This window comes from Cupriavidus gilardii (genome assembly GCF_008801915.1).
Lineage (GTDB): Bacteria > Pseudomonadota > Gammaproteobacteria > Burkholderiales > Burkholderiaceae > Cupriavidus > Cupriavidus gilardii.
In genome coordinates this window covers 416,980-442,708 of sequence record NZ_VZOV01000001.1, presented here as the reverse complement: position 1 = coordinate 442,708, position 25,729 = coordinate 416,980, and the positions used below count along the sequence as shown (strand labels likewise).

Below are 25,729 nucleotides of genomic sequence, written 5' to 3'. Positions count from 1 at the left end.
CCAGGTGGGAGCAATGTATGCCATTCCGGAAATGATCTACAGCGATGATTAGTGCAGATGACGATTCCAAATCGGAAAGTCTCGACGCTACGCAACGGAAGCCGTCGGAACGCTTCCTGTGAGACGCGGCACTGGATCGCAGACACAAAATACAAGTAATAATTTCCATTTTTCCGTCACAGCACTATTATTATTTCCATGCCACGCAAAGCAAACGCCGTAACCACGCTTCCTGGACCCGTCTCGCGATCGCTCAAGACCTTGGGCGCCAATCTGCGGGTCGCCCGCAAGCGACGCAAGGAAACCATGACGGCATTCGCCGAGCGAATGCAGGTATCCGTGCCTACGTTGAGGAAGATGGAGAACGGCGACCCGACCGTTTCGATGGCGGTTTATGCAATGGCGCTCTGGCTGGTGGGCCGCTTGAACTGGCTACCTCAGATTGCGGATCCCGCTGTGGATGCGGTAGCCCTGGAACTGGAACTGTCGCGAATTCAACGCACAAGCACCGCTCCCAAAGTGACATGGAGAAAGCCGTGACGGACCATCTCTTTGTATGGATATATCCGCCGCATCAGCCGACGCCAGTCCTATGCGGACGCCTGGACCTGATCGGCGGACGCCAGAGCCTGTTTTCCTATGCCACCGGGTATCTCGAACGCCAGGACAGCTTTCCGGTTTCCCCAGACCTTCCATTGCGGCCGGGTCAATATGCGCCACCCCCAGGCCTCCCGTTGCCCCCGATCTTTGAAGACGCGGGACCGGATCGCTGGGGTCAGCGCGTCATCGACCGAGCGTTCAATCCGCGCCGCCGGGCCGCCATCGACTATCTGGCACTGGCTGGCGAAGACCGCATTGGCGCGTTCGGCTTTTGCCTTTCCGATCAGGCGTACATCGTCGAACAGTCCCCGATTTTCGATCGAGGCGATCTGGCCAGCCTGCTAGAGGCAGCACGCGCGGTGGAACTGCAACTGCCGATCGACGAACGGCTCCGGCAATTGCTTCGACCCGGGGGGACGGCGGGCGGAGCTCGGCCCAAAGCAACCATCGATGATGACGGACGTGCATGGATAGCGAAATTCCCGGCGCAAGGAGACGACGTCGACTTCTGTGCAATTGAGCATGCCTGCTTGCGACTCGCCGCCACCTGCGGCATCGAGGTACCGGAATCGCGGCTGGTGAAGCTGGACCGCAGCAGCGTTCTGCTGGTGGCCCGCTTCGATCGTGAACCGGATGGGGCTCGTACGCATTTCGCCAGCGCACGTACCATGCTTCTTGCCCAGGGAATTGGCGAACCGGAAATGTCCTACGCGGACATAGCGGAGGTGGCTCGGCAGTTTTCACCAACACCCGTCGATGACAGCCGGCAGATGTTCCGAAGGATGGTGTTCAACGTGCTGATCGAGAACACCGACGATCACGCCAAGAATCACGCCTTCCTCCACGCGGGAGGACAGGCATGGCGCCTGGCACCCGCCTATGACCTTCAGCCACAGATGCAGGGCCTCCACTACCATCAGTTGATCATCGGCAACGACGGTTCGGAGCCGACCTTGGCGAACGCATTGTCATACGCATCGAGATTCATGCTGACCGAGAGCGAAGCGCGCACGGAGATCGAGGCCCTGCTCGACGGTGTATCGAGGTGGAAACAGGTGTTCTCGGAAGCTGGCGTACCAGCCTGCAACATCGAGGCCTGCGCTCCTTACATGATGCGCGACACGACGCTTCCTCGGCCACGCAGCCGTCGGCGACCCTAGCGAGAGAGATTGGCCTGAAAAACAAGCCCCCGGTCGCCCCCGTCCCGGTAGAAACTGCCGTGCGGCCGATATACGACGTCATGAACCGCTGCCATGCGCCGCACTATGGACAGGGCCGCGGCAAAGGCGATCCATCATAGAATTTCGTCTCCCCAAACGAACGACGAGATCGCGATGGACGATTGGAACTTGCCCTGGACCGGTGGATGCCGATGTGGACGATTGCGCTTTGAAATCACCGCCCCGCCGCTGCTGACGATGGCGTGCCACTGTACCGGCTGCCAGAAAATGAGCGCCAGCGCCTTTTCGCTATCGATGGCGATTCCCCAGGCTGGCTTTCGCGTGACCGAAGGGAACCCCGTCGTCGGTGGCATGCATGGCGAACAGATCCACCACCGGCATTGCGATTGGTGCAAGAGCTGGGTATTCACCGAGATGGAACCCAGCATGGGGTTTGTGAACGTGCGCCCCACCATGCTCGACGATGCCGCATGGTTCGCGCCGTACGTCGAAACCTATACGAGCGAAGCGCTGCCTTGGGCGAAGACCGGGGCGGCGCATAGCTTTGCCAGGTTCCCGCAGATGGAAGAGTATGGTCCGCTCGTCGCGGAGTTCGGGGCCAGGGGTCCGCGGCCGGGCCGCTAGCATGGATTCCGGACCGGCGCACGAGCCGATCGTGCGCCCGGTCCCAGCCAGCTTGGCGCAAGGCGGCTCAAGTCGGATCAGGTGGGCCAGGCCGACCCGAGAATGATGCTGCAGAAGTTCAGGCGCTGGTAGCCCGGGTCCTTCAGTGCCAGCACATCGGCCTTGACGTTGCCGAAGGTCGTCAGCGGCTTGCGGCGCGTGCCCTCGGCGAAATGGTCGATGATGCTTTCCTTGAAGTTGTGCTCGCGTGGGTGATGCTGGCAGACGTGGTCGCGCTGCTCGCCGGTGAAGTCGTGATAGCACAGCCCCAGCACATCCATTTCGACGCCCGCCGTGACCAGCGCCACCGTCGGCCGCATATGCTCGGGGATGCCGGGGGTCGTATGCAGTGCGATGGCCGCCCAGACATCGTCGATATCCCGCTCCGCAATACCGTACCCCTTCAGGAAGTCCCGCGCCGCATTGGCGCCGTCCACTTCGAAGCGCAAGTCGTCGCTGGCATAGCGCGGCGTCAGCCCCATGTCATGGAACATCGCGCCGATATAGAGCAGCTCGGGATCGTAGGCCAGCGCCTTGCGCTCGCCCGTCAGCGCGCCCCAGAAAAATACGCGGCGGCTATGGTGGTACAGCAGATCGTCTTCGGTGTCGCGCACCAGCTGGGTCGCTGCACGCGCCATCGCGCTGTCGGGCACGCGAATGCCGGCAATGATTTCAGCCATCGTAATTGCTCCTGAATGATCGGCATGGCGGGCATCGGCACGGATCGGCAAGAATCCGCATGAAGACGACGCCTTGGCCATCGCAGCAGTGGAAAGGAAACCGCCAGCCGGAACCGCCATCCTTGGTCGGTCTTGCGGTCCCGGTCTCGCGCTTTCATTCTGGTCTGCGCTGCGTTTGGCTACAATGATGTGGATCCGTCAGATCCGGACATCGTGACGGCGCTTGAAGACAACACCGGGAAACCGACTCCTTGAGCGTGACCACCGTAGCGATCCTGATGCTCGATGGCGTGCAGGCGCTGGATATCGCCGGGCCCGTCGACGTCTTCGCCGAAGCCAATGCCTTCATCCGCGGCAAGAACCGCTATGAGACGGTGCTGGTCAGCAAGACTCGCAAGCCGCTGCGCGCGTCCAACGGCATGCAACTGGTGCCGGACCTGTCGCTGAACGACGAGGCGCCACGCCTCGATATCGTGCTGGTAGCGGGCGGCCCCGGGCTGCCGGCCGCGCCGGCGGATGCCGCGGTCTCGAAGTGGCTGCGTACCGCGGCATCGCGCGCGCGGCTGCATGGTTCGGTCTGTACGGGCGCCTTCGTGCTGGGCCACGCTGGCCTGCTCGATGGCCGCACGGTGACGACCCACTGGCAGAACGCCGCTCACCTGGCCGAGCGCTTTCCCGCGGCCACGGTCGAGTACGACCGCATCTATCTGCGCGACGGCAAGCTGGTCACTTCGGCCGGGGTCACCGCCGGCATCGACCTGGCGTTGGCGTTGGTGCGGGAAGACCACGGCGCCGCGGTGGCGCTGGCCGTGGCCAAGCGGCTGGTCGTGGTGGCGCAGCGCCAGGGCGGCCAGTCGCAGTTCAGCCCTTATCTGGCCGCGGCGCCCACGCAGGCCGATTCTCCGGTCGCCCGCGTGCAGGCCTATGTGATGGCGAATATCGGCGCCAGATTGACGCTCGATGCGCTGGCCGCCGAAGTCGGCATGAGCGGACGCAATCTGGTGCGCCTGTTCGTCGCGGATACTGGCATGACGCCGCATGCGTTCATCGAGCGCGCCCGCATCGATATCGCGCGCAATCTGCTGGAGGGCAGCGCCCTGCCGTTGAAGTCGATCGCCTACAAGTGCGGCTTCGTGACGGTGGACCGCATGCGCGTGCTGTTCCAGCAGCGGCTCGGTATTTCCCCGGCGCAGTATCGCGCCAGCTTCCGCTAGCGCCGGCGCGATACTCGGGCATCAAATCACGCCGCCGTTCGCGCGCAGCGTCTGCCCATTGACCCAGGCACCATCCGGGCCGGCGAGGAAGGACACCACACCGGCGATGTCCTCCGGCTGACCGAGCCGCTCCAGCGGTGCGAGCTTGGCCAGGCGCTCGACGACCTGCTCAGGCTTGCCGTCGAGAAACAGCGCTGTAGCGGTGGGACCGGGCGCCACCGTGTTGACGGTGATATTGCGGCCGCGCAATTCCTTGGTCAGGACGTGCGTCATCGCTTCGACGCCAGCCTTGGTGGCTGCATAGGCGCCGTAGGTAGGCTGATACAGGCCGACCACGCTCGAGGACAGATTGATGATCCGCCCGCCGCTGCGCAGCCGTCGCGATGCCTCCCGCAGCGTGTTGAAGGTGCCTTTCAGATTGATGGCGATCTGGCTGTCGAACAAGGTGTCGTCGCTGTCGGCCAGTGTGGCCAGACGCATGATGCCGGCGTTGTTGACCAGCACGTCGACGCCGCCGAACGCGGTTTCGGCCGCGTCGAACATGCGCCGCACGGCCGCACCGTCGCTGACGTCGGCCTGGGCGGTGATCGCGTGCCCGCCGGCCTGCTCGATCTGCCGCGCCAGTGCTTCCGCGTCGCGGGCACTGCCGGCATAGTTGATGACGACGGTAAAGCCGTCGCGGGCCAGGCGCTGCGCGATCGCGGCGCCGATGCCGCGGGAGGCGCCGGTCACGATGGCAACCTGGTTTTCGGTGCGCTTGTCGGCGGGCTGGTCGGTACTCATGTCAGTTCTCCGTTGGAAGGTCGCGGATGGAAGGGTTGCGACATGGGAGAACTATGCGCGGCGGCGACCAAAAGATCATCGCCCGGGCATTGGCAGGACTGTTGGCGCGGCTTGAACAATGGCGCGCCGCGGTAATGCGTTATCGCATCATCGTGGGCATCGCGAACAGGCGCTATTGCGGCCCGAGCAACATGGCGATCAGATTGTCCGCCGTGGCGCGCAGCCGCTTCTCGTCCTGATAGACCCGTTCCACCACGACCAGCCCCCGCGTGAACGTGACGATCAGCCGGGCTGCCTGCCGCGGCGGCAGCGTCAGCGGCGCCTGATCGCCCTCACGCGACAAGCGCTCGAACAGCACCTGCTCGATATCGTCGAGCAAGGCCTTCAGGGCCGTGCGCAACGGCCCCTCCAGATCTTCTGTGCCCACCGCGGTCTTGGTGCTGAGGCAGCCGCGGGTCGGCATCCCGCTGGCCATCGACGTGGTCATCGAGGTGATCACGCAAGCGAAGAAGCTGCGCAGCGCGTCGCGCATTCTCGGCTTGTCCAGCGCCTCGCGCATCTGCCCGACGAAGCGCTCGCGATAGACATCGAACACGCGCAGGAACAACGTTTCCTTGTCACCATAGGCGTTGTACAGGGAGCCGCGCTGCACCCCCGTGGCCGCAGCCAGCTCCTGCATCGAGGTCGCGGCATAGCCCTTCTGCCAGAACAGCGCCAGCGCCTTGTCCAGCGCAAGGCCTTCATCGAATTGGCGAACCCCAGCCATCTGTTTCTCCGAATGCTCGGGCTGCAAAGCCCTTGAAAACATGTTGCCATTTAAGCCGAAGATTGACACCTCCGTCAATCTTGACTAACTTGTCCAACATGACAATGGTGTCAAACATTGGCCATCCATCGGACCGGCGCCGGACGATGCCTGCCCTGCCCCCCATTACATCAACCCATGAACAAACGTCCTCTTTCCTACACGCCAGCACAACTCGACCGCGCGCTGGTCTGGCGCTACATCTTTGCCGGCCTGTGCGCCAGCCTCGACAGCATCGGACTGGCGCGCTTCGCCTTCACGCCGCTGATCCCCGAGCTGATCCAGGCCCACTGGTTTCCCGCTTCCAGCGTGATCTATCTGGGCGCCGCCAATCTGGCCGGCTATGTCTGCGGCGCGCTGATCGGCCGTACCGTTGGCGCGCGGCTCGGTAACGAACGCACGCTGCGGCTGATGATGGTGTGGATCACCGCCGCCTTCCTCGCCTGTGCCGTGCCGCTGTCGTTCGGCTGGTACTTCGCGTGGCGCTTCATGTCCGGCATGGCGGGCGGGATCGTCATGGTGCTGGTCGCCGGCACCATCCTGCCGCACGTGCCGCCGGCGCGCAAAGGCGCCGCGGGCGGCGCCATCTTCCTCGGTCTCGGGCTCGGCATTGCGGGATCGGGCACCATCATTCCGCTGTTGCTGCAATGGGGGCTGGCGCAAACCTGGATCGGCCTGGCAATCGTGTCGGCGCTGCTGACCGCGGCCAGCTGGTTCGCGTGGCCGCCACGGCAGCTGGACCGGCCTCACCCGGCGCCGGCAAGACCGGTACCGTCCGCGACGCCGCACTTCGGCCGCGCGGTCTGGATGCTGTTCCTGCAGTACGCGCTGATGGCGACCGCCGCGGTGGTGCCGATGGTATTCCTGGTGGACTTCATCGCCCGCGGCCTGGGCGCGGGCACGCATCTGGGGGCGGTGTTCTGGGCGGTCTATGGGCTTGGCGCCATCGCTGGACCGCCGCTGTACGGCTTTCTCGCCGATCGGCTGGGCGCCGGCCCTGGTATCAGGCTGGTGTCGCTGGTGCTGGCAATCGTGCTGGCCGCCGTGTATGTCACCGACAACCTGCTGGTGCTCGGCGCCCTGACCGTCGTGATCGGCACCTTCGCGCCAGGCATGGTGCCATTGGCACTGGCCCGCGTGCACGAACTCGTACCGGAGCATTCGCCACGGCAAAACATCGCGTGGAGCCGCGCCAGCATCGTGTCGGCAGGGGCGATGGCCGTCGCCGGTTACGCCTATTCCGCGCTGTTCAACGCGAGCGGCGGATCGCACCGGCTGCTGTTTCTGACCGCCGCAGCGCTCCTCGTGGTGGCGTTGCTGGCGGACCTCTGCTTCCCGGCCAAGGCGAGGAATTCGCAGATGGCCCGCTCCTGACGCGTCCGCGTCGTTACGCCGCTGCCTCAATCATCCTCAGCACGGCCGCGGCAAGCGCGCCGCGTGCGTCGCCGAGGGCGTCGACCGCGTCGAAATGATGGCCACTCGGTTGGTCGACGATCTCCACAGGCACGCCATGCTGGCGCAGCAGCGCCGCATAGTCGGCCTGCAGGCGATGATATTCGTCGGACTCGTCGCCGCCGACGGTGAGGATCATCGGCAGCCGGGTCGAAGGCGGATGGCGCATCGGACTGAAGGCGGCCACGTCCGCCTCGGTCAGTCCCACCACCTTGTTGAGATAACAGAGCCGGATCGGCTCCAGATCGTAAAGGCCGCTGATTGCGCACCCGCCCTTGAGCACATCCGCCGGCACCCCGAAGTCCTGCCAGTGTGTGCCGGCCAGCGTCGCAGTCAGATGCCCCCCGGCCGAATGTCCGGACAGGAAGATGCGATCCGCATCGAAGCCCAGCTTCTGCGCCTGCCGGTACAGCCACACCACGGCATCCTGGTTGTCGCGCACGATATCGGCCATTGCGACGGTCGGTGCGAGCCGATAATTGACCACGGCGACATTGATATCACGCTTGAGATACGGGATTGCCAGATAGCTGAAATCGGATTTGTCCAGCGATTGCCAATATCCCCCGTGAATGAAGATCAGCAATGGCCGGGCGGCACTGCGGGCGGAAAAGAAATCGAGCGTCTGTTTGGCGTCATCGCCGTAGGCGAGATCCTGGCTGACTGCATGCACGTGCCGAATCTCTGCGCTTTGCTTGGCCCACCGGTCGAAGATCGCCTGATAGTGCGGAATGCCACCGCGAACGTTGTACTGCCGATCAAGCGATTCCTGATTGAAGTTTCGATACACTGACATTAAATTTGGCTCCGAACATTCTGGTTCGATGCGGACATCGATCCCGGAAAAAAATACGACGCGCTCACGTCGAACCCCAAGATAAATGGCCGCGCCGCCAACGGCGCCCCGCCAGATGACATCCGCTATCTCGGAGACGCCATGTTCGGAAAGAGCGAGAATCGCGACGACTACCAGCATATCGACCGCCCGCTCGGTGGCATGGCTCGCGAGCTGCCCGACCGGTTCTACATCGACTATCACTCGCACCCGCGGGGCCAGCTGATCTATGCCTATTCCGGGGCGATTCTGGTGACCACGGAATTGGGATCCTGGGTGGTTCCCCCGCAGCGGGCGGTCTGGGTGCCCTGCAATGTCCGGCATGCGATGAAGGCGTGCGGCGACGTGGAAATGCGTACCGTCTATGTCCGGGAGGACGCCGTCCCCGCCGAGCTGACGACGTGTTGCGTGGTGGCGGTGCCGCCGCTGCTGCGCGAGTTGATTTCGGCGGCGGTGAGCATGCCGCTCGATTATCAGGAGGAAGGCCGCGACGGTCTGGTCGCCAGGCTGCTGTTGCATGAAATGCGGCCGCTCTCGGTCGTGCCGCTCCATCTGCCGATGCCCCGCGATGCACGCCTGGCCCGCATTTGCGCCCGCATCGTCGCCGAGCCGTCCGACGAGACGTCGGTCGAGGAATGGAGCCGCTCCGTTGGCGCCAGCGAACGCACGATCATCCGGTTGTTTCCTGAGGAGACTGGCCTCACCTTCAGCCGCTGGAAACAACAGGCCAGGCTGATGGCCGCCGTGCGGCTGCTGGCCGAAGGCAAGCCGATCACCGACATCGCGCTCGAACTTGGATACGAGAGCCCCAGCGCGTTCAGCGCCATGTTCCGTCGCGCGCTGGGCATGACGCCGACCGAGTACTTTCAGGATAGGGCACCGCGTTAGCAGCGCACAGGCGCGCAATCTGGCGTCCGCGCGACAACGCATGGCCTCGCCGCAAGGGACAGGGTCCCGGCGCGCGAGGCACAGTGAGATGGCGACGCTGCCGTGCAAGGCGCCGGCAGCGCGTCGCCATTGCTCACGAGGAAGCTCATGCCAGTCATCGACCGCATCCGGGAGGCGGGAATCGTCCTGCCCTCGCTCGAAGTGCCAGCCGCGCTGTTTGTCCCCTATACCCTGCACCGTGGGGTCCTGACGGTCTCCGGCCAATTGCCAATGGTTGGCGGCAAGGCATTTGCGACGGGCCGTGTCCCTGACGACGTGTCGCTCGACACAGCCCGCGAAGCCGCGCGGCATTGCGTGGCCAACGTACTGGGCTGGGTCGCGGCCGCCACCGGCGGCGATCTGGAGCGGGTTCAGCGCGTGCTTCGCATAGGCGGCTTCGTGGCTACCTCAGCGGGCTTCCATGATGCCCCTGCCGTGGTCAACGCCGCGTCGGAGCTGATCAACTTCGTCTTCGGCGACAAGGGCAAGCACGCGCGCATTGCGATCGGTGTCGCCAGCCTGCCATTTTGCGCTCCGGTCGAGATCGAGGCCACGTTCGCGCTGGCCGTGGACGCATGACGATGGTATCCCGCACCGGATATGCCGACGTGCTGGTCGGCCTGCAATACGGGGACGAAGGAAAGGCAAGAATCGTCGACCATCTCGCCGGCGACTATGACGTCATCGCGCGCTTCAACGGCGGCGCCAATGCGGGCCACACGATCGATGCCCCCGGCGGCGCACTTCGATTGCGCCAGGTTCCCTCCGGCGTCCTGCACCCGTCGCTGTCGCTCTACATCGGATCGGGATGCGCGATCGGCCTGGCCGACCTGGCCGACGAGATCGCCATGCTGGCGTCGCGGGGCATCTCATTGCGCGGGCGCCTCATCGTCAGCGACCGCTGCCTGCTGGTCCAACCCGCGCATGTGGCGCGCGATCGGGACGAGGGCGGCGGCGTCGGAACCACGGGGAACGGCATCGGCCCCTGCCACGCCGACCACGCCACCCGCATGCGCGGCGGCATGCGCGTGGCATTCCAGCTACGCGACCTGGTCGCGGACAGCGAAGCGGTGTTCCGCCATCTGGGCAAGCCGGACACACGGGTTGGCATGGATGCCGGCATGCTCACCAATAGCTCGGGAATCGCACGTATGCGCGCCGCCTGGCGGACCGTACGCGGCTTCGTCACCGCCGAGCCGGACCACCTGCTCCGGCGCGTCGAGGGCGGTGCGCGCGTGCTGTTCGAGGGCGCCCAATCCGTGTTGCTCGACTTGACGCACGGCGAACAGCCGTGGGTGACCTCCAGCCATACCGTGCCGGCCTATGCATATGTCGGCGGCGACCTGCCGTGCAAATACCACCGCAAGACCATCGGCGTCGCCAAGGCCATCGTCTCGCGCGTTGGCGCCGGACCGTTCCCGTCGGAGCTTGGCGGCACGCGCTCGGCGCGATACTGCGCGACGGCGGCCGCGGACCGTGGTGCCCGGCATCGCGAGGCCGCCCACCATGAGCCGGCTCGTCTGCTTGCCAGCGACGACGCCTTCGACATCGGCAGCGCCCTTCGCGTGCTGGCCGACGAGTACGGCACCGTGACCGGCCGGCCGCGTCGCATTGGACTGCTCGATGTCGCACAACTGCGAATGACCATGCGCCAGCATGGCATCGATGAGTGGTTCCTGAACAAATGCGACTGCCTGGCATGGTTCGCCGACACACCGCGCCAGGCCATCCCGCTGTTCGATGGTGCCCCTCATGGCGCAGCCGAGCCCGCCGTCCGCGAGTTTGCGGCGTTTCGTCTCGACGCGTTGCCCCAAGGCCGTGAAGACCCGCTGCCACCGCAGCTCGACGCGCTGCTGCATTGGCTGGAAGACGCCGTCTCTTGCCGCCTTCTTGGCATCGGCCTCGGTCCGGCACGCGACCAGCTGCGCTTCCTGTACTGAATTCCCCCAACCTCTCGACCCGAGTGCAAACATGACGCCCGCCTACTTGACCAACGACATGCGAAGAACCGACCTGGCCTGGTCCGACTGGCCCGCCATCGAAGCCTTCTTGAAGGATGAACTGATTTGCCGGGTCGCCGTCCACGACACCCCCTTCCCTTACGTGACGGCGCAGAGCTTCACCTTTACCGGCGATGCCTTCCTGATCCATAGCTCCCGCTACGGCAAACTGGCTTCGGCTATCCGTGCCAACCCTCACGTGACCATCGAGGTCGACCGCCCGGTGGCATTGCTCAAGGCACCCAAAGGCCAGAACACCAGCCTCGAGTACTACAGCGTCATCGCGAGATGCGTCGCCACCTTGCGCGACCAGACCGACGAAATACGGGCGCATCAGTACGTGGCGCTCGACAAGTTCCGGCCCGAGAAGGACTACACGCCAATCGAAGACGGGGCCGCAAACCAGATCGTGGCGTACTGCTGTGAGGTCCGCTCGCTGTCGGCCAAGAAGCGGATTCTCGCGGACGGTCAATATTCGCCGCCCGGCCAGCCCCGGGCGCCGTACTTGCGCTATCCGCTTCCGGCCGGCGCGACGCTGTCGGCGCTGCCCGAGGAAGCCTTCGATACGCAGCGCTTCGCCCGCTGAGGCCTGCCACCTTCTCACTCCGATCGCTCTCACCTGGCCCGCTTCGATGGGCCGCCAGGCGTGGCCAGCCTGCTCGATGTCCTGGCGGCCACGTATTCCACAGTGTCTTGTGTTTGCGCGCATCCCTCCATCGCGCGATGGTCAGCCCCATGCGCCACGCCGACCGAACCTGTTGGCGCCATGGCGACAGTCGTTGGCATCCCTACGCGGGCCCCGCCCGCCATCCCGCGCGACAGTAGCGAACGACATGCCGCACGGCCATGTTGCACACCGCCGCTCCGCAGGGAGACGGCCACGACAAGACAGGAGACAACATGAGAGTGACACCGATCGAGCTGATGCGCGTGCGCGTCGGCGACCGCCTTGAACGCTTGCCCATCTGCGGCTACCACCGCTGTCTGTTCGCCGTCATTGCGATGGCGTTCTTCTTCGACAATCTCGATCTCGCCATGATGACGTATCTGCTGGGGTCAATCCGCACCGAGTTTGGGCTGACCAGCGCGCAGGCGGGGATGCTGGGCAGCGCCAGCTTTGTCGGCATGGCAGTCGGCGCCCTTGGCTCCGGCATGCTGGCGGACCGCTTCGGGCGCAAGCCGGTCTTCCAGGTCAGCATGATCGTCTGGGGCGTGGGCAGTTTTCTGTGCTCGACGGCAAACGACCCCGTCACCCTCGGCCTGTACCGGCTGCTGCTGGGCATTGGCATGGGCATGGAACTGCCGCTGGCGCAGACGCTGTTGTCGGAATTCATTCCGGCGCGCCAGCGCGGCAAGTATCTGGCGCTGATGGATGGCAACTGGCCGATCGCCTTCATCTGCGCAGGACTGATGTCCTACTATGTTCTCTCGGCATACGACTGGCGCACCATGTTCATGCTCGGCGCCGTGCCCGCACTATTTCTCTTCGTGGTCCGTCGCTACGTACCGGAATCGCCGCGCTGGCTGGAGTCCAAGGGACGACACGAGGAGGCGGCACGCATTGTCGACGGCATCGAATCCACGGTGATGCGCCGCCTGAAGCTGACCTCGCTGCCCGAAGCCACCGCCACGGTGACGACCGCCGATGCACAGACCTTCGGCGTAAAGGTGCTGTGGTCTGCCGAGTACCGCAATCGGACGATGACGGTGTGGGGACTATGGTTCTTCGCCTTGCTGGGCTTCTACGGGCTGAATACCTGGATCGGGGCGCTGCTGCAGCAGGGCGGCATGGGTGTCACCAAGTCGGTGCTCTATACCGTCTACATTTCCATCGGCGGCATTCCCGGCTTCCTGTTCGCCGCCTGGGCGGTCGAGCGATGGGGCAGGAAGCCGGCATGCGTGGCGACCCTGGTGGGCGGCGCCGTGGCCGCGTTTCTCTACGGCCGGGTCGCGGGCATGCATGCGGACCCGGCCGCGCTGTTTCTGTCCGGCGGCATGATGCAGTTCTTCATGTTCGGCATGTGGGCGGTGCTCTACACCTACACCCCCGAGCTTTACCCGACAAGGGCGCGCGCCACAGGATGCGGCATGGCTTCCACGGTGGGCCGGGTCGGCTCCCTGATCGGACCCTCTCTGGTCGGGCTGGTACTACCGCTTGCGGGTCAGTCCGGCGTATTCGCGCTGGGCGCCGCCTCCTTTCTGGCGGCCGCGTGGATCGTCTACCGGTTCGGCATCGAGACACGGGGCGAAGCGCTGGAGTCCATTTCGGCGAGCTGACCGCCTTCTGCCTGGACGATCCGCCGCAGCGGACCCAGGCGGCCCAATCTGCCTGAGCAGGCGTTACGCTGCCGCTTCGATCATTGCCAATACCGCCGCGGCCAGCTCGCTTTGCGCATCGCCAAGAGGCTCCAGCGCATCGAAATGGTGCCCGCCCGTCTGCACGACGATGCGGACCGGCACGCCGCGCTGCCGAAGCAGCGCGGCATACTCGTCCTGCTGGCGGTGATACTCCGCCGATTCGTCGCCGCCGACGGTCAGGATCATCGGCAGCGTGGTCGTTGGCGGATGACGCATCGGGCTGTAGGCGGCGACATCGGCCTCGGTCAGACCGATCACACGATTCAGATAGCAGAGGCGGATCGGCTCAAGATCATAGAGCCCGCTGATCGAGCAGGCGCCCTTCAGCACGTCCGCCGGCAGACCGAAGTCCTGCCATTGCGTGCCGGCCAGCATGCCGACCAGTTGGCCGCCTGCCGAATGGCCGGACACAAAGACGCGCTCGGCATCGAAGCCCAGCACCCTCGCGTTTCGGTGCAGCCACACCACGGCCCCCCGGTTGTCGCGCACGATTTCGGCCATCGTCGCCTGGGGCGCAAGCCGGTAGTTGAGCACCGCCACGTCGATGCCGCGTGCCAGATACGGGGCGGCCAGATGGCTCGAGTCGGACTTGTCCAGCGCCTGCCAATAACCACCGTGAATGAAGATCAGCAGCGGCCGGCCCGGCCCACCGGCGGGGAAATAGTCCAGCGTCTGCTTCGGATCGCTGGCATAGCAAAGGTCCTCCTGGACCGCATGCGCCTGGCGGAAGGCCGCGGCATCCGCCGCCCATCGCGCAAGAATGGCCGGGTGCTGCGGCACCGCGGCACGGTTGTTGTACTGCTTGTCGAGAGATTCCTGATCCAGGTCGCGAAACACGGGCATGCAACGAACCTCCGAATGGTCTGGCGAAAGCGACAACGCCGGAACGACGATGCCGGAACGACGATGTGGGAACGACGATGTGGGAACGACGAGGCGTTCGTACGATATCAGTTTGTGGCCCGCCCCTCTTCCCCGACGATCCTCCGAACCAGATCGCACACCGACGGCACCAATCCCTCCAGCCGTGCCGGCCCCGCGCCCTCGATCCGCTCGAGCACCAGCTCGTGCACGGCGCCGACCAGGGCCAGTGCGCTCTCGTAGGGCAGGCGCTGCCGGCGGCGCTGATCGGTGCCGACGGTGCGCTGGATGAATTCGGCCAGTTCGCGATGGACCTGCCGGCGTACCGCCAGGCCGGGACCGCCGAGACTGAGGATCTCGATGAACAGCGTGCGCAGCAAAGCGGGGTTGCCCGCCATGTAGCCGAGGTAGGCGCGCATCGCGCCTTCGACCTGTGCGGTCCACGGCTGGCGCGGGTCGATCGCGTCGCGCAGCACCTGCAGCGCATGCCGGCTCGCGCTGACGTACAGCGCCATCAGGCAATCGGCCTTGGAGTCGAAGTGTTCGTAGAAGGTCCGGCGCGAGACGTTGGCCTCGGCCACGATATCGGCGATGGTGACGTCGGCATAGCCCTTGCGCGCGACCGCGCCGGCCATGCCCTCGAGCAGGCGGCGTCGATGTTCGCTGCGGTCCGGCGCGGTGCCGGCGGTCAGGATGGCGGGTGCGTGCATGGGCGGCTAGGCATGGGTCGCTCGTTATCCGCCGCCATGGTACTTGACAGTACCGATGCGCGCCATCATGATCGGTACTCCGCAGTACCAGCCGGGCGACGTGCCGGCAACACCCCCTGGGAGACCACCGTGACGCATCTCGTCGTTCGCCGCCTGCTCGTCGATATGGAAGCGCCGATCCCGCGGCATTGGTGCGCGGGCGATCCGTTCCGCACGGCGTTCCTCAATGCGTTGTCGATGAGCTTCCCGGTCGGCGAGCAGTTCTTTATCGATGCGGTGCGCAATGGCTTGAAGGCGCTGCCGCCAGAGCAGCAGGACCGTTTCCGCGCCGAGGTGCAAGGCTTCGTTGGCCAGGAGGCCACGCACCGCCGCCTGCACGGCCTCTACAACGAGCATCTGCGCAGGCAGGGGCTGGTCAATGCCTGGGAGGTCCGTTCGAAGGAACGGCTCAAGCAGCTCGAGGGCGTGGACCCGCGCCATCCGCTGGCGATCACCGCGGCGTTCGAACACTTCACCGCAATCTTTGCCGACTGGATGCTGCGCAACGCGGACATGCTCGGCGAGCAGGACCCGCGTCTGGCGACGCTTTGGCTGTGGCACAGCGCCGAGGAGACCGAGCATCGCAACACCGCCTTCGACCTGTACCAGGCGCTGGGCGGCTCGCACGAATGGCGCATTACCTGGTTCCGCCGCATCAGCATCACCTTCCTCGGTGATGCGCTGCGTCAGACCATCGACAACCTGCGCCGCGACGGCACGCTATGGCAATGGCGGACCTGGGCCGGCGCGATGCGGTTCCTGCTCGGCAAGCGCGGCCTGATCCGCCAGACGTTCGGCGCATGGCGCGACTACTTCCGCCGCGACTTTCACCCGACCGACCACGACGCCAGCGCCTCGGCACAATGGCTCGAGGCCCATCGGGACAAGTACGTGCCGGTAGGCGCCTGAGCGTACCAAGGGCTGATCGCGCTTCGGCGGTCGCCCGACTGCATTACCAGTACGACAGCATCAGCAGCCCGATCAGCACGATCGCGATGAATACCCACAGCATCGGGCGCGCGATCAGGTGGCGGCCGCGCGTCGACGCCCGCGCGGCCTCGGCATTGGTGCCGTACTCGTCTTTCTTTGCCATGGCGATGACTCGAAGGGCTTGAAGTCCTTCCGATGACGCATGGATCGTGCCGGGGTGCAACCGCGCCCGTCGCTGCGGCGCGCCATGCCGCGCCGCGTGCAATTTTGACAACCGCATGGCCTTACGCGCCCGCCTCGTCCGCCTCGCCCGCGATCCGTGCGATCACCGTGCATCGCTTCCCCATGCCGCCGTCCGCTCGGCTATGCTTCGGTGGCCGGATTCCGCTGAGCCACCATCCGGCACGCGCTCCACCAAGACCAACAAAGCAAGGAGACCCGATGCGCATCGTCCGCCGGCGGCCCGCCGCCACCCTGCTCCGCCACCTCGCTGTCGCCGCTGCCCTGCCAGTGCTGGCCGGCACCGCTGGCGCCGCCCCGCCCACCGACCGTTATGCCGCCCCTGGCCTGGAGAAGCCGGCCAGCATCCTGATCGATCGCTGGGGCGTGCCGCACATCTACGCCGGCACGCTGTACGACGCCTTCTACGCGCAAGGCTTCATCGCCGCGCGCGACCGGCTGTGGCAAATCGACCTTTGGCGCAAGCGCGGACTCGGCGAGATGGCCAAGGACTTCGGCCCGGCCTATGTCGACGGCGACCGGATGGCGCGCGCGGTGCTGTACCGCGGCGACATGTACCGCGAATGGCTGGCCTACGGCTCGGACGCAAAGCGCGTGGCCGAGGCCTTCGTTGCCGGCGTCAACGCCTACGTGGCGCTGACCGAGGCGCAGCCCGAGCTGCTGCCGCGCGAGTTCAAGCAGCTTGGCTACAAGCCCTCGCGCTGGCGCGCCGAGGACATCGTCCGCATCCGCCACCACGGCCTGACGCTGAACTTCACCGGCGAGGTCGACCGCGCCACGCTGTACTGCCAGGCCAAGGAGCAGGCAGCGCGCGCGGACTGGCTGCGGCGCGAGCTCGATCCGCCGATCACGCCGACACTGCCCGAGGGCCTGGACCCGTGCGCGGTGCCCGCCGCCGCGCTGAAGAAGGCCTATACGCTGGCCACGGCCGCGGCGAACTTCCCGAAGGAAGCCTGGCAGAAGGCGGCCGCCGGTACGGTGCCGGTCGAGCAGCTCTACGCCGCGGTCGATGCGAACAGCGACACCGGCCGCAGCCTGGGCTCGAACAACTGGGTGATCTCCGGCAGCCGGACGTCGACGGGCCGGCCCATTCTCGCTAACGACCCGCACCGGGCGCACGGCGCGCCGAGCCTGCGCTATGTCTCGCATCTGAATGCGCCGGGCCTGTCGGTGATCGGCGCGGGCGAGCCCTTCCTGCCCGGCATCTCGATCGGCCACAACGGCACGATCGCCTTCGGCCTGACGCGCTTCTACATGGATCAGGAAGACCTGTACGTCTACGAGACCGATCCCGCGCAGCCCAAGTCTTACCGCTATCGCGGACGCTGGGAGCCGATGGAAACCATCACGGAGAAAATCGCGGTCCGCGGCGAGGCGGAACCGCGCACCGTCACGATCGACTTCACGCGCCATGGCCCCGTGCTGCATGCCGACGATGCCAGCCACCGCGCCTGGGCGCTGCGCGCGGCCTGGCTCGATGCCGGCATGGCGCCGTACTTCGGCTCGATGGATTACATGCGCGCCACCAACTGGGACCAGTTCCGCGCGGCGATGAACCGCTGGGGCGCGCCCGGCGAAAACCAGGTCTATGCCGACCGCAACGGCAATATCGGCTGGATTCCGGGCGGCCTGACGGTGATCCGCCCCAACTGGGACGGCCTGTTTCCGGTACCGGGCGATGGCCGCTACGAGTGGGCCGGCTACCGCAACATGGACGAGCTGCCGTGGGCCTATAACCCGTCCGCCGGACATATCGTCACCGCGAACGAGAACAATATTCCGCCGGATCACCCTGCCGCGAAGCTCGGCGTCGGCTACGAATGGAGCGACAGCTCACGGGCGCGCCGGCTCAAGAGCCTGGTCGCGGCCGCACCGGTCAGCTCGCTGCGCGATTCGATCGCGTGGCAGAACGACACCGTGTCGCTGCCGGCGCAGCGCACGCTGGCCGTGATGCGCACCGTCGGCAATGCCGGCGCCGCGGCCTCGCTACTGCAGGACCCGCAGGTGCAGCGGGCCGTCGCGCTGCTGCGAGGCTGGGACGGCAATGTGCGCGCCGACAGCGTGCCGGCCGCGCTGTTCGAGATCTGGTTCAGCAACCACCTGCGGCCCGCGGTGGTGCGCGCCGCGCTGCCGGAGGACGCGGCCAAGCTGGTTGGCGCCGGCGACGCGGCCCGCGTGCTGGCGGTGCTGGAGCAGCCGGACTCGTGGATGCCGGTGGCGCGGCGCGACGAAGTCATGCTGACGTCGCTGAAGGCCGCGATGGCCGAACTGGAGCGGCGTTCGCCCTCGCCGGAAAAACTGGCGGACTGGGGCGCGCTGCATCGCGCGATCTTCCGCCATCCACTCGCCAACATCGTCGACGACGCGACCCGCGCCCAGTACAACGTCGATGCGGGCGGCATCGGCGGGTCCGCCTTCACGCCGATGAACACCAGCTATCGCAACAGCGACTACCACCTGACCGCGGGCGCGTCGTTCCGCATGGTGCTGGACGTCGGCAACTGGGACCAGGGGCGCGTGATCAACACCCCGGGACAGTCGGGCGACCCGGCCAACCCGCACTACCGTGATCTGGCACCGGTGTGGGCCAAGGGGCAGACGTTCCCGCTGGTGTATTCGCGCAAGGCGGTCGAGCGGGCGGCGGAGAAGCGGATCGAGCTGACGCCTCGCTAAGGCGTCATCACCGCATCGGATCCGATTGCCGATGCGGCCGGCGGGCGTGCCTCGTGCACGCCCGCAACATGCACCCCGAAGCCCGTCTCCCCCGGCGCGAGGTCGTCCCGCAACGTCAACTGCGGAATCGCATAATCCCCACCGTTTTGCCGCCGGAATGGAATCGGCGCTGTCGTGTCGATCCGATCCAGCCGCTGTCCCAACTCGTCCTGGATGATCGCAAAGCGTGCCGCATCGACGCGGCCGGTCCGGTAGACCACGTAGGGCGGCAACACATCGAAACCCGGGTAGTGCAGGATCCCGTGTTGTATCGGGAACAGGATGTCGTCGATCGGTCCGTTGATGCCGCGCGGGCTGTAGTGCGACTCCCATCCGCCGGCGGTGACGACCAGCATCGCCCGCTTGCCGGCCAGCGTGCCCTCGCCATAACGGTCGCCCCAGCGCGCATCCGAGTGTTCGCCCACGCCATAGGCGAACCCGTAGGCATAGACGCGTTCCACCCATCCCTTCAGGATCGCCGGCATCGAGAACCACCACAGCGGAAACTGCAGGATCACCGCATCGGCCCACAGCAGCTTGCGCTGCTCGGCCGCGATGTCCTCGCTTTGCGTGCCGTTCTCGAACGCCTGTTTGGAGTCGAGTGAAGGATCGAAGCGCTCGCCGGCCCGGTGGCCGAGATTGTCCGCGGCATCGAGCGTGGCCTTCCACCGCATCGCGTACAGATCGGATACCTGCACCGTATGGCCGGCCGCTTTCAGCCGCTCGACGGCAAAGTCGCGAATCGCCCCGTTCAGCGAGCGCGGTTCGGGATGCGCATAGACCAGAAGAACGTTCATCGTGAGCCTCCATTGCCCATTGCAAGAGAAGGCCAGCTTAGGGTCGCGTCCGGTATATTGGAAATGAATTTCTGAAATTCCAGGTATTGTCATGAACAATTTCGGACGGCTGGATCTGAACCTGCTGATCACGCTCGACGTGTTGCTGGCCGAGCGCAATGTCACGCGCGCGGCCGAGCGGCTGAATCTGTCCCAACCGTCGGTCAGCGTGCAGCTGGCCAAGCTGCGTGACACGCTGGGCGACCCGCTGCTGCTGCCCGGTCCGCGCGGCATGCGGCCGACGGCCCGTGCCGAGGCGTTGCACGAGCCCTTGCGCGAAGCACTGGAGGCGCTGCAGCGCGCGGTATCCCCGCAGGACCGGTTCGATCCGGCGCGGGCGACCAACACGTGGCGCGTCGCGGCCTTCGACTACGCCGAATCGACCGTCGTGCTGCCGGTGTTGCACGGCTTGCGAACGATGGCGCCCGGCACCCGGCTCGCTGTCATGCAGGCGGTGCCGTCGCTGCTGGCGCGGCAGGCGGAACAAGGCGAGATCGATCTTGCGTTCCATACCACCGAGGGCGCGCCGCCGGGCCTGCATCGCCGCCCCCTGTTCACCGAGCGCTATGTGCTGGCCGGCCGCGCCGGTCACCCCGGCCTGAGGCGCAAGCCGACGCCGGCGCAGTTCTGCAGGCTAGAACACGTGATCGTGTCGCCCGATGGCGGCGGCTTTCTCGGGCCGACCGACGAGGCGCTGGCGGCGCGCGGGCTGTCACGCCGGGTCGTCCTGTCGGTGCCGCATTTCCTGTTCGTGTTGTCCGTGCTGGCCAGCACCGATCTGGTCGCGATGCTGCCGTCGCGCCTGGTGCGCGATGCCGCCGGTATCAAGGTGGTCGAGGCCCCGATCGAGATACCGGGCTACGAGATGTCGATGCTGTGGCATGAGCGCGTCCATCGCGACCCCGCGCATCGCTGGCTGCGCGACACCATCGTGGCGTCCGTGTAGTCCCGTCCCGGGCCCGCTACACGCACGCCGATCCGCGGCTACGATGCGCCGCCGCAAAAGGAAGCGCTGCGGCAAGCGATCAATGCCTGGATACGCCACAGCGGCGAGTTCGACGCCGTCGCGGATTTCGATGCGGCGTTGCGCGATCCGGCGCGGCCGCAGGCGATGCTGGCGCGCTACGACAGTGGCGATCGTCTGCATCCGGGCGACGCCGGCTATCGGCGAATGGCCGAAGTCGCGGCCGCCGCGGTGGCCACTGTGGCCACTGTGGCAACTGTGGCCACGATCGCCACGGATGCCACCGACGCCACGGACGACTGAACCGCGATGCCGGCGCGGCGCAGCGCTTGCCCGAATCCGTCGCCGTTCCGGAACTTCACGCCCGAGCACCGACTCACACCGGGACAACCCTGTCCCGCAGCATCGGCCGCCGCTCGGCGGCCTCCCGTCAAGAGGTGCGCAGATGAGACTGCAAGGCAAGACTGTGCTGGTGACCGGCGCCGCCTCCGGCATCGGCCGCGGCATCGCGCTGCGGCTGGCAAGCGAAGGCGCCAACGTGGTGGTCGCGGTGCATCGGCTCGACGAACGATCCGAGCAGGTGTGCAAGCAGATCCGCGAGGCTGGCGTGCAGGCATGGGTCGTGAAAGGCGATGTCTCCGGCGTAGGCGAGGTCGAGCGGCTCTTCCGCGAGGCCGCCGATGCCGCCGGTTCGATCGACGCGCTGATCAACAATGCCGGCATCGAAATCCGCGCCCCATTCGGCGAGGTCACCGAGGAAGACTACGACCGCGTGCTGAACGTCAACCTGAAGGGACCGTTCTTCCTGTCGCAGCAATTCGTGCATCACTGCCGTCAGCAGGGACGCGGCGGCAAGATCGTCAATATCAGCTCGGTGCACGAAGACCTGCCCTTCCCCAACTTCACCAGCTACTGCGCCAGCAAGGGAGGCTTGCGGATGTTGATGCGCAACCTCGCGATCGAGCTGGCGCCGCTCGGCATCACCGTCAACAACATCGCGCCCGGAGCGATCCAGACCCCGATCAATCACGCGCTGCAGCAACGCCCGGACCAGCTGCGCGCGCTGCTGGCCAATATCCCGCTGGGCCGGCTGGGCGAACCGGGCGACGTGGCGGGGCTGGCGGCCTTCCTGTGCAGCGCCGACGCGGACTACATCACCGGGGCCACGCTGGTGATCGACGGCGGGCTGCTGTGGAATTACAGCGAGCAGTAAGGGCTGGGGTGGCCGCGTTTTTCCGACGGCGTGCAGCATCAGCCACATCAGCGATCTTCATGTCATTCCAGCGCAATTCCATATCGCCCGCGGGGTGAAGATTTCCCGCCGCAGGCCGTTAGCCATCGCGTCTGCTACCGCAGGCCTCGTCAATTGGCCGGCGCCACCGATGGCGGCCCTTTCCTGGAATTGCTTCGTATGTTCTCCTCCATCCGCTCGCGCATCGTCGCGCTGTGCGTGGCTATCGTCGTGGCCGCGCTGGCGGTCAACGCCGCCATCAACTATGTGGTTGCCGACTCCTACAACGACACGGCGATCGACGAATCGCTGACCGCGCTGCAGGCGGGCCATGCCGGCGCGATCGCCGACTGGGTCGACAGCCATGGCCGGATGATCGCCTCGCTGCGCGACGCGGTGCTGCAGGCCGATCCGTCGGCGGCGCTGAAGCAGGTCGCGGACGCCGGCGGCTTCGTCAACGTCTATGTCGGCTATGACGACAAGCGGGCGATGTTCTCGAACCCGGCCGGCATTCCGCCGGGCTACGATCCGACCGGCCGTCCGTGGTATCGGCAGGCAGCCGCCGCCGGCAAGCCGGTGGTGACGCCGCCCTATGTCGATGCCGGCAGCGGCAAGCTGGTGGTGGCCTTTGCCGCGCCGGTCATCGCCGACGGCGGCGTCAAGGCGGTGGTGTCGGGCGACGTGGCGATGGACCGCGTGAGCGCCACCGTCAAGGCGATCCACCCGACGCCATCGAGCTTTGGCATGCTGGTGACCCAGTCCGGGCTGATCGTTGCGCATCCCGATGACAAGCTGACGCTCAAGCCTGTTGCCGATCTGGTGCCGGGCCTGGACGCCGTGCAACTGGCCGCGCTGCTGACGGCTGCCGCGCCGACCGAAGTGCAGGTCGGCGGCGCCGCCAAGCTGCTGCGTGCCCGCGCGATTCCGAACACCGACTGGCTCGCGGTGATCGCGCTGGACAAGACCGAAGCGACCGCGGGCATGCGCTCGGTGCTGATGGCCTCCGCGCTGACGCTGATCGTCATCGCGCTGGTCGCCGCCGCGTTGGCCGCCATGGCGACGGCGGCCTCGTTCCGCCGCCTGTCGCAGGTGCGCGACGTGATGGAGGCGATCGGCTCGGCCGATGGCGATCTGACGCGCCGCCTGCCTGCCGACGGCAAGGATGAGGTCGCGCAGATCGCGCGGGCGTTCAATACCTTCGTCGACAAGCTGTGCACCGTGATGCGCCAGATCCGCGCCGCGAGCGACTCGGTGCGCCATGCGGCCGACGAGATCGCCGCCGGCAACCTGGATCTGTCGCAGCGCACCGAATCGGCGGCCGCGAGCCTGCAGCAGACCGCGGCGTCGATGGAGCAGATCACCGCCACCGTCGCGCAGTCGGCCACTTCGGCCAGGCAGGCGGACGATTCCGCGGTCGCGGCTTCGCGGATCGCCTCCGAAGGCGGCGTCGTGATCGGCGAGGTCATCGGCACGATGGGCAAGATCGAGCAGGCCTCGGCCAAGGTCTCCGACATCATCGGCGTGATCGAGGGCATCGCCTTCCAGACCAATATCCTGGCGCTGAACGCGGCCGTGGAAGCGGCCCGCGCGGGCGATCAGGGCCGCGGCTTCGCGGTGGTCGCCGGCGAGGTCCGGGGGCTCGCCCAGCGCAGCGCGCAGGCGGCCAAGGAGATCAAGACGCTGATCGAATCAACGGTCGGCGAGGTGGCGTCGGGCTCGGGCCAGGTGCGCAGGGCCGGCGAGACCATGACGGCGATCGTCGGCAATGTGGCGCAGGTCAGCACGGTGATTTCGGAAATCTCCAATGCCGCGGTCGAGCAGACGCGCGGCATTCAGGAGGTCAACCAGGCGGTCGGCCAGCTCGACGAGATGGTGCAGCAGAACGCCGCGCTGGTCGAACAGTCGTCGGCGGCCGCATCGGCGCTGCAGGCGCAGGCGAACAAGCTGGCCGGCGCGGTGGGACTGTTCCGGCTGGCGTGAGGATGGTCGGGACGTTCCCGCGCACGCGGGAACCCAGTGTCTTTTGTAATCGCTGGGTCCCCGCCCGCGCGGGGACGACGGATCGGTTCGCCGTTGTGGCCGGCGACCGTTATTCCAACCCGGCCTTGTCCAGCCCGAACATCTTGTCCGCCGAACCCGGCACCGTGCGGAACGCCACGTTGGCCCGGTTCCAGCCGTTGATGCCCATCACCGCGAAGGTCAGGTCGGACAACTCCTTCTCCGACAGCTGCTCCCGCACGCGCGCGTAGACGTCGTCCGGCACGCCATGCGGCGGCAGCTGCGTCAGCGTCTCGGTCCATTCGAGCACCGCGCGCTCGCGCGGCGAGAACAGCGTCGATTCGCGCCAGATCGCGACATGGTAAAGGCGCAGTTCGCGCTCGCCGTGCAGCTTGGCTTCCTTGACGTGCATATCGAGGCAGAACGCGCAGCCATTGAGCTGCGACGCGCGGATCGACACCAGATCGAGCAGCGATCGTTCGATGGCGCCGCCATCGATGGCCTGGCTGAAGTTCAGATAGGCCTTGAACAGTTCGGGCGATTGCTGGATGTAATTCAGGCGTTGGGTCATGGTTTTCTCCTGGTCCAAATGGGTGCGCACCGGGGGGAGCGCGGCGGTCATCACGGCGGTGGCCAGCGGCCACGCGCCTCTGAAATAAACGAACATGCAAGCGCTCAGCAGGCGCCGCGCGCAAGCGCGATGCGCAGCAGCTTGTCGGGATTGCGCTGGGCGTGGATGCGGACGATGCGCTCGCCGTCGGTCTCGTAGCACTGCGCCGATTCCAGCTGGCCGTCGACAAAGCGCAGCAAGGCCCAGTCACCATTGAGCAGCGCCAGCTCGACGCTGACCGCCGTGCCGGGGCGCTGCGCGCTGACCGCGAACACCTTGGCGATGCGCCAGCCGCCGACCAGCGGCTTGGGAAAGCTCGGCACCTTGCCGCCGCCGTCGCCGATCAGCTCCGCGTCCTCCGCCAGCATCGACTGCAATGCCGCCATGTCGCCGCGCTCCATCGCCTGGGCAAACCCCTGCAGCAGGCGCAGATGCGTCTCGCGCGCAACGGCGAAGCGCGGCCGCTCGTCGCGCAGCTGCACCTTGGCGCGGCTGACCAGCTGGCGGCAGGCTGCCTCGCTCTTGCCGATCGCGCGGGCGACGTCCGCGTAGTCGGCGTCGAACACCTCGCGCAGCAGGAAGGCCGCACGCGACTCGGGGGTCAGACGTTCCAGCAGCATCAGGAAGGCCACCGACAGATCGTCGGCCCGCTCGGTCAGCTGCTCCGGGGTGGCGGGCGACTCCGTCAGTTCGGGCTCCGGCAGCCAGATGCCGGCGTAGTGCTCGCGCTGGACCTTGGCCATGCGCAGCCGGTCGATCGACAGTCGCGTGGTGACGGTGACCAGCCAGGCCTCGGCGTTGTCGATGCTGCCGCGGTCGGCCTCATGCCAACGCAGCCAGGCGTCCTGCACCACATCCTCGGCTTCCGCGACCGTGCCGAGCATCCGATAGGCGATGCCGTGCAGGCGCGGCCGCAGCCGGGCGAACGTCAGCGTGGCGGGATCGGCCGGCGCGGCCGTGGCGGCCGGGTCGGGCCGGTCGCGGGTATCGGGTAGGCGGGTCATCGCGTTCCAGATCGTCAAAGGTCAAGGCCATGGCATCGTGGCGGGGCCGCGGCACGGCTGCGGTGCCGGCGTGGCACTGTAGCAGCCAGTCAAAAC

25 protein-coding genes and 1 pseudogene are annotated in these 25,729 nt (G+C 66.5%); 16 read left to right on the top strand and 10 right to left on the bottom strand.

Going from position 1 to position 25,729, the window contains the following annotated elements:
• The first annotated feature begins 198 nt into the window (after window positions 1-198).
• From F7Q96_RS01935 to F7Q96_RS01925, 3 genes are all read left to right on the top strand, one after another.
• On the top strand, window positions 199-540 hold the full coding sequence (locus F7Q96_RS01935; protein ID WP_082371758.1) for a helix-turn-helix domain-containing protein: 342 nt from the start codon (window positions 199-201) through the stop codon (window positions 538-540).
• Window positions 537-1,760 carry a type II toxin-antitoxin system HipA family toxin gene (locus F7Q96_RS01930; protein WP_053824639.1) on the top strand — a complete coding sequence of 408 codons (1,224 nt, stop codon included), beginning with the start codon at window positions 537-539 and terminating at the stop codon, window positions 1,758-1,760. The genes F7Q96_RS01935 and F7Q96_RS01930 overlap by 4 nt, the downstream gene beginning before the upstream one ends.
• Window positions 1,761-1,934: 174 nt before the next feature.
• Window positions 1,935-2,405, top strand: a complete 471-nt coding sequence (locus F7Q96_RS01925) for a GFA family protein (protein WP_151021958.1) — start codon at window positions 1,935-1,937, stop codon at window positions 2,403-2,405.
• Window positions 2,406-2,482: 77 nt separating this feature from the next.
• On the opposite strand, the gene F7Q96_RS01920 is transcribed toward F7Q96_RS01925, so the two are convergent.
• Window positions 2,483-3,124, bottom strand: coding sequence for an HD domain-containing protein (locus tag F7Q96_RS01920; protein WP_151021956.1), 642 nt, complete (start codon window positions 3,122-3,124; stop codon window positions 2,483-2,485).
• 257 nt (window positions 3,125-3,381) lie between these two features.
• On the opposite strand from F7Q96_RS01920, the gene F7Q96_RS01915 reads away from it, so the two are divergent.
• Window positions 3,382-4,338 (top strand): GlxA family transcriptional regulator, encoded by a 957-nt coding sequence (locus F7Q96_RS01915; RefSeq protein ID WP_211923495.1) that lies wholly within the window; start codon window positions 3,382-3,384, stop codon window positions 4,336-4,338.
• A gap of 21 nt (window positions 4,339-4,359) precedes the next feature.
• Here F7Q96_RS01915 and F7Q96_RS01910 read toward each other — a convergent pair whose 3' ends face one another.
• Window positions 4,360-5,121, bottom strand: a complete 762-nt coding sequence (locus F7Q96_RS01910) for an SDR family oxidoreductase (RefSeq protein WP_053824022.1) — start codon at window positions 5,119-5,121, stop codon at window positions 4,360-4,362.
• 172 nt (window positions 5,122-5,293) lie between these two features.
• On the bottom strand, window positions 5,294-5,887 hold the full coding sequence (locus F7Q96_RS01905) for a TetR/AcrR family transcriptional regulator (RefSeq protein ID WP_053824023.1): 594 nt from the start codon (window positions 5,885-5,887) through the stop codon (window positions 5,294-5,296).
• 177 nt (window positions 5,888-6,064) lie between these two features.
• Here F7Q96_RS01905 and F7Q96_RS01900 point away from each other — a divergent pair, with 177 nt between their 5' ends.
• Window positions 6,065-7,300 (top strand): YbfB/YjiJ family MFS transporter, encoded by a 1,236-nt coding sequence (locus tag F7Q96_RS01900; RefSeq protein WP_053824024.1) that lies wholly within the window; start codon window positions 6,065-6,067, stop codon window positions 7,298-7,300.
• A gap of 13 nt (window positions 7,301-7,313) precedes the next feature.
• Here F7Q96_RS01900 and F7Q96_RS01895 read toward each other — a convergent pair whose 3' ends face one another.
• Window positions 7,314-8,174: an alpha/beta hydrolase gene (locus tag F7Q96_RS01895; protein WP_053824025.1), complete on the bottom strand. Its 861-nt coding sequence runs from the start codon at window positions 8,172-8,174 to the stop codon at window positions 7,314-7,316.
• A gap of 141 nt (window positions 8,175-8,315) precedes the next feature.
• On the opposite strand from F7Q96_RS01895, the gene F7Q96_RS01890 reads away from it, so the two are divergent.
• The 5 genes from F7Q96_RS01890 to F7Q96_RS01870 all read left to right on the top strand — a co-directional run bounded on the left by F7Q96_RS01890 (window position 8,316) and on the right by F7Q96_RS01870 (window position 13,417).
• Window positions 8,316-9,101, top strand: a complete 786-nt coding sequence (locus F7Q96_RS01890; RefSeq protein WP_053824026.1) for an AraC family transcriptional regulator — start codon at window positions 8,316-8,318, stop codon at window positions 9,099-9,101.
• 147 nt (window positions 9,102-9,248) lie between these two features.
• Window positions 9,249-9,719: a RidA family protein gene (locus F7Q96_RS01885; RefSeq protein ID WP_053824027.1), complete on the top strand. Its 471-nt coding sequence runs from the start codon at window positions 9,249-9,251 to the stop codon at window positions 9,717-9,719.
• Window positions 9,716-11,080, top strand: a complete 1,365-nt coding sequence (locus F7Q96_RS01880; protein ID WP_053824028.1) for an adenylosuccinate synthetase — start codon at window positions 9,716-9,718, stop codon at window positions 11,078-11,080. The genes F7Q96_RS01885 and F7Q96_RS01880 overlap by 4 nt, the downstream gene beginning before the upstream one ends.
• Before the next feature lie 31 nt (window positions 11,081-11,111).
• Window positions 11,112-11,726 (top strand): pyridoxamine 5'-phosphate oxidase family protein, encoded by a 615-nt coding sequence (locus F7Q96_RS01875; RefSeq protein WP_170265867.1) that lies wholly within the window; start codon window positions 11,112-11,114, stop codon window positions 11,724-11,726.
• A gap of 314 nt (window positions 11,727-12,040) precedes the next feature.
• A complete protein-coding gene (locus tag F7Q96_RS01870; protein ID WP_053824642.1) occupies window positions 12,041-13,417 on the top strand; it encodes an MFS transporter in 1,377 nt (458 codons plus the stop codon).
• A 63-nt stretch (window positions 13,418-13,480) separates the two neighbouring features.
• Here F7Q96_RS01870 and F7Q96_RS01865 read toward each other — a convergent pair whose 3' ends face one another.
• The gene (locus F7Q96_RS01865) at window positions 13,481-14,341 is read right to left on the bottom strand and encodes an alpha/beta hydrolase (protein ID WP_053824029.1); all 861 of its coding nucleotides are present in this window, start codon (window positions 14,339-14,341) and stop codon (window positions 13,481-13,483) included.
• Window positions 14,342-14,448: 107 nt separating this feature from the next.
• The gene (locus F7Q96_RS01860) at window positions 14,449-15,069 is read right to left on the bottom strand and encodes a TetR/AcrR family transcriptional regulator (protein WP_053824030.1); all 621 of its coding nucleotides are present in this window, start codon (window positions 15,067-15,069) and stop codon (window positions 14,449-14,451) included.
• 129 nt (window positions 15,070-15,198) lie between these two features.
• On the opposite strand from F7Q96_RS01860, the gene F7Q96_RS01855 reads away from it, so the two are divergent.
• Complete coding sequence (locus tag F7Q96_RS01855; RefSeq protein ID WP_053824031.1) at window positions 15,199-16,017, top strand: metal-dependent hydrolase; 819 nt, start codon at window positions 15,199-15,201, stop codon at window positions 16,015-16,017.
• A 43-nt stretch (window positions 16,018-16,060) separates the two neighbouring features.
• Here F7Q96_RS01855 and F7Q96_RS26760 read toward each other — a convergent pair whose 3' ends face one another.
• Window positions 16,061-16,201 (bottom strand): hypothetical protein, encoded by a 141-nt coding sequence (locus F7Q96_RS26760; protein ID WP_158507289.1) that lies wholly within the window; start codon window positions 16,199-16,201, stop codon window positions 16,061-16,063.
• Window positions 16,202-16,479: 278 nt separating this feature from the next.
• On the opposite strand from F7Q96_RS26760, the gene F7Q96_RS01850 reads away from it, so the two are divergent.
• A complete protein-coding gene (locus F7Q96_RS01850) occupies window positions 16,480-18,951 on the top strand; it encodes a penicillin acylase family protein (protein WP_053824032.1) in 2,472 nt (823 codons plus the stop codon).
• Here the strand turns inward: F7Q96_RS01850 and F7Q96_RS01845 are convergent.
• On the bottom strand, window positions 18,948-19,787 hold the full coding sequence (locus F7Q96_RS01845) for an NAD(P)H-dependent oxidoreductase (RefSeq protein WP_053824033.1): 840 nt from the start codon (window positions 19,785-19,787) through the stop codon (window positions 18,948-18,950). The two genes, F7Q96_RS01850 and F7Q96_RS01845, sit on opposite strands and share 4 nt — an antisense overlap.
• Window positions 19,788-19,878: 91 nt before the next feature.
• Here F7Q96_RS01845 and F7Q96_RS01840 point away from each other — a divergent pair, with 91 nt between their 5' ends.
• The 4 genes and pseudogenes from F7Q96_RS01840 (at window position 19,879) to F7Q96_RS01825 (ending at window position 24,001) form a co-directional block, all read left to right on the top strand.
• Window positions 19,879-20,772, top strand: a complete 894-nt coding sequence (locus F7Q96_RS01840; protein ID WP_151021954.1) for a LysR family transcriptional regulator — start codon at window positions 19,879-19,881, stop codon at window positions 20,770-20,772.
• A gap of 15 nt (window positions 20,773-20,787) precedes the next feature.
• Window positions 20,788-21,093, top strand: a pseudogene (locus tag F7Q96_RS01835) (SGNH/GDSL hydrolase family protein); the annotation flags it as partial.
• 142 nt (window positions 21,094-21,235) lie between these two features.
• The gene (locus F7Q96_RS01830; protein ID WP_053824035.1) at window positions 21,236-22,003 is read left to right on the top strand and encodes an SDR family NAD(P)-dependent oxidoreductase; all 768 of its coding nucleotides are present in this window, start codon (window positions 21,236-21,238) and stop codon (window positions 22,001-22,003) included.
• 198 nt (window positions 22,004-22,201) lie between these two features.
• Window positions 22,202-24,001 (top strand): methyl-accepting chemotaxis protein, encoded by a 1,800-nt coding sequence (locus tag F7Q96_RS01825; protein WP_053824643.1) that lies wholly within the window; start codon window positions 22,202-22,204, stop codon window positions 23,999-24,001.
• Between the two features lie 109 nt (window positions 24,002-24,110).
• Here F7Q96_RS01825 and F7Q96_RS01820 read toward each other — a convergent pair whose 3' ends face one another.
• Together F7Q96_RS01820 and F7Q96_RS01815 are read right to left on the bottom strand one after the other, a co-directional pair.
• Window positions 24,111-24,590 (bottom strand): carboxymuconolactone decarboxylase family protein, encoded by a 480-nt coding sequence (locus F7Q96_RS01820; RefSeq protein ID WP_053824644.1) that lies wholly within the window; start codon window positions 24,588-24,590, stop codon window positions 24,111-24,113.
• 104 nt (window positions 24,591-24,694) lie between these two features.
• Window positions 24,695-25,633, bottom strand: coding sequence for an RNA polymerase sigma-70 factor (locus tag F7Q96_RS01815; RefSeq protein WP_261659551.1), 939 nt, complete (start codon window positions 25,631-25,633; stop codon window positions 24,695-24,697).
• Between the last annotated feature and the right edge of the window lie 96 nt (window positions 25,634-25,729).

Bases quoted from the DNA above. Each gene is read 5' to 3' on its own strand.
- F7Q96_RS01935 (WP_082371758.1), top strand. From the start codon at position 199: ATGCCACGCAAAGCAAACGCCGTAACCACGCTTCCTGGACCCGTCTCG.
- F7Q96_RS01925 (WP_151021958.1), top strand. From the start codon at position 1,935: ATGGACGATTGGAACTTGCCCTGGACCGGTGGATGCCGATGTGGACGA.
- F7Q96_RS01920 (WP_151021956.1), bottom strand. From the start codon at position 3,124: ATGGCTGAAATCATTGCCGGCATTCGCGTGCCCGACAGCGCGATGGCG.
- F7Q96_RS01910 (WP_053824022.1), bottom strand. From the start codon at position 5,121: ATGAGTACCGACCAGCCCGCCGACAAGCGCACCGAAAACCAGGTTGCC.
- F7Q96_RS01905 (WP_053824023.1), bottom strand. From the start codon at position 5,887: ATGGCTGGGGTTCGCCAATTCGATGAAGGCCTTGCGCTGGACAAGGCG.
- F7Q96_RS01900 (WP_053824024.1), top strand. From the start codon at position 6,065: ATGAACAAACGTCCTCTTTCCTACACGCCAGCACAACTCGACCGCGCG.
- F7Q96_RS01895 (WP_053824025.1), bottom strand. From the start codon at position 8,174: ATGTCAGTGTATCGAAACTTCAATCAGGAATCGCTTGATCGGCAGTAC.
- F7Q96_RS01890 (WP_053824026.1), top strand. From the start codon at position 8,316: ATGTTCGGAAAGAGCGAGAATCGCGACGACTACCAGCATATCGACCGC.
- F7Q96_RS01885 (WP_053824027.1), top strand. From the start codon at position 9,249: ATGCCAGTCATCGACCGCATCCGGGAGGCGGGAATCGTCCTGCCCTCG.
- F7Q96_RS01880 (WP_053824028.1), top strand. From the start codon at position 9,716: ATGACGATGGTATCCCGCACCGGATATGCCGACGTGCTGGTCGGCCTG.
- F7Q96_RS01875 (WP_170265867.1), top strand. From the start codon at position 11,112: ATGACGCCCGCCTACTTGACCAACGACATGCGAAGAACCGACCTGGCC.
- F7Q96_RS01870 (WP_053824642.1), top strand. From the start codon at position 12,041: ATGAGAGTGACACCGATCGAGCTGATGCGCGTGCGCGTCGGCGACCGC.
- F7Q96_RS01865 (WP_053824029.1), bottom strand. From the start codon at position 14,341: ATGCCCGTGTTTCGCGACCTGGATCAGGAATCTCTCGACAAGCAGTAC.
- F7Q96_RS01860 (WP_053824030.1), bottom strand. From the start codon at position 15,069: ATGCACGCACCCGCCATCCTGACCGCCGGCACCGCGCCGGACCGCAGC.
- F7Q96_RS26760 (WP_158507289.1), bottom strand. From the start codon at position 16,201: ATGGCAAAGAAAGACGAGTACGGCACCAATGCCGAGGCCGCGCGGGCG.
- F7Q96_RS01850 (WP_053824032.1), top strand. From the start codon at position 16,480: ATGCGCATCGTCCGCCGGCGGCCCGCCGCCACCCTGCTCCGCCACCTC.
- F7Q96_RS01845 (WP_053824033.1), bottom strand. From the start codon at position 19,787: ATGAACGTTCTTCTGGTCTATGCGCATCCCGAACCGCGCTCGCTGAAC.
- F7Q96_RS01840 (WP_151021954.1), top strand. From the start codon at position 19,879: ATGAACAATTTCGGACGGCTGGATCTGAACCTGCTGATCACGCTCGAC.
- F7Q96_RS01830 (WP_053824035.1), top strand. From the start codon at position 21,236: ATGAGACTGCAAGGCAAGACTGTGCTGGTGACCGGCGCCGCCTCCGGC.
- F7Q96_RS01825 (WP_053824643.1), top strand. From the start codon at position 22,202: ATGTTCTCCTCCATCCGCTCGCGCATCGTCGCGCTGTGCGTGGCTATC.
- F7Q96_RS01820 (WP_053824644.1), bottom strand. From the start codon at position 24,590: ATGACCCAACGCCTGAATTACATCCAGCAATCGCCCGAACTGTTCAAG.
- F7Q96_RS01815 (WP_261659551.1), bottom strand. From the start codon at position 25,633: ATGACCCGCCTACCCGATACCCGCGACCGGCCCGACCCGGCCGCCACG.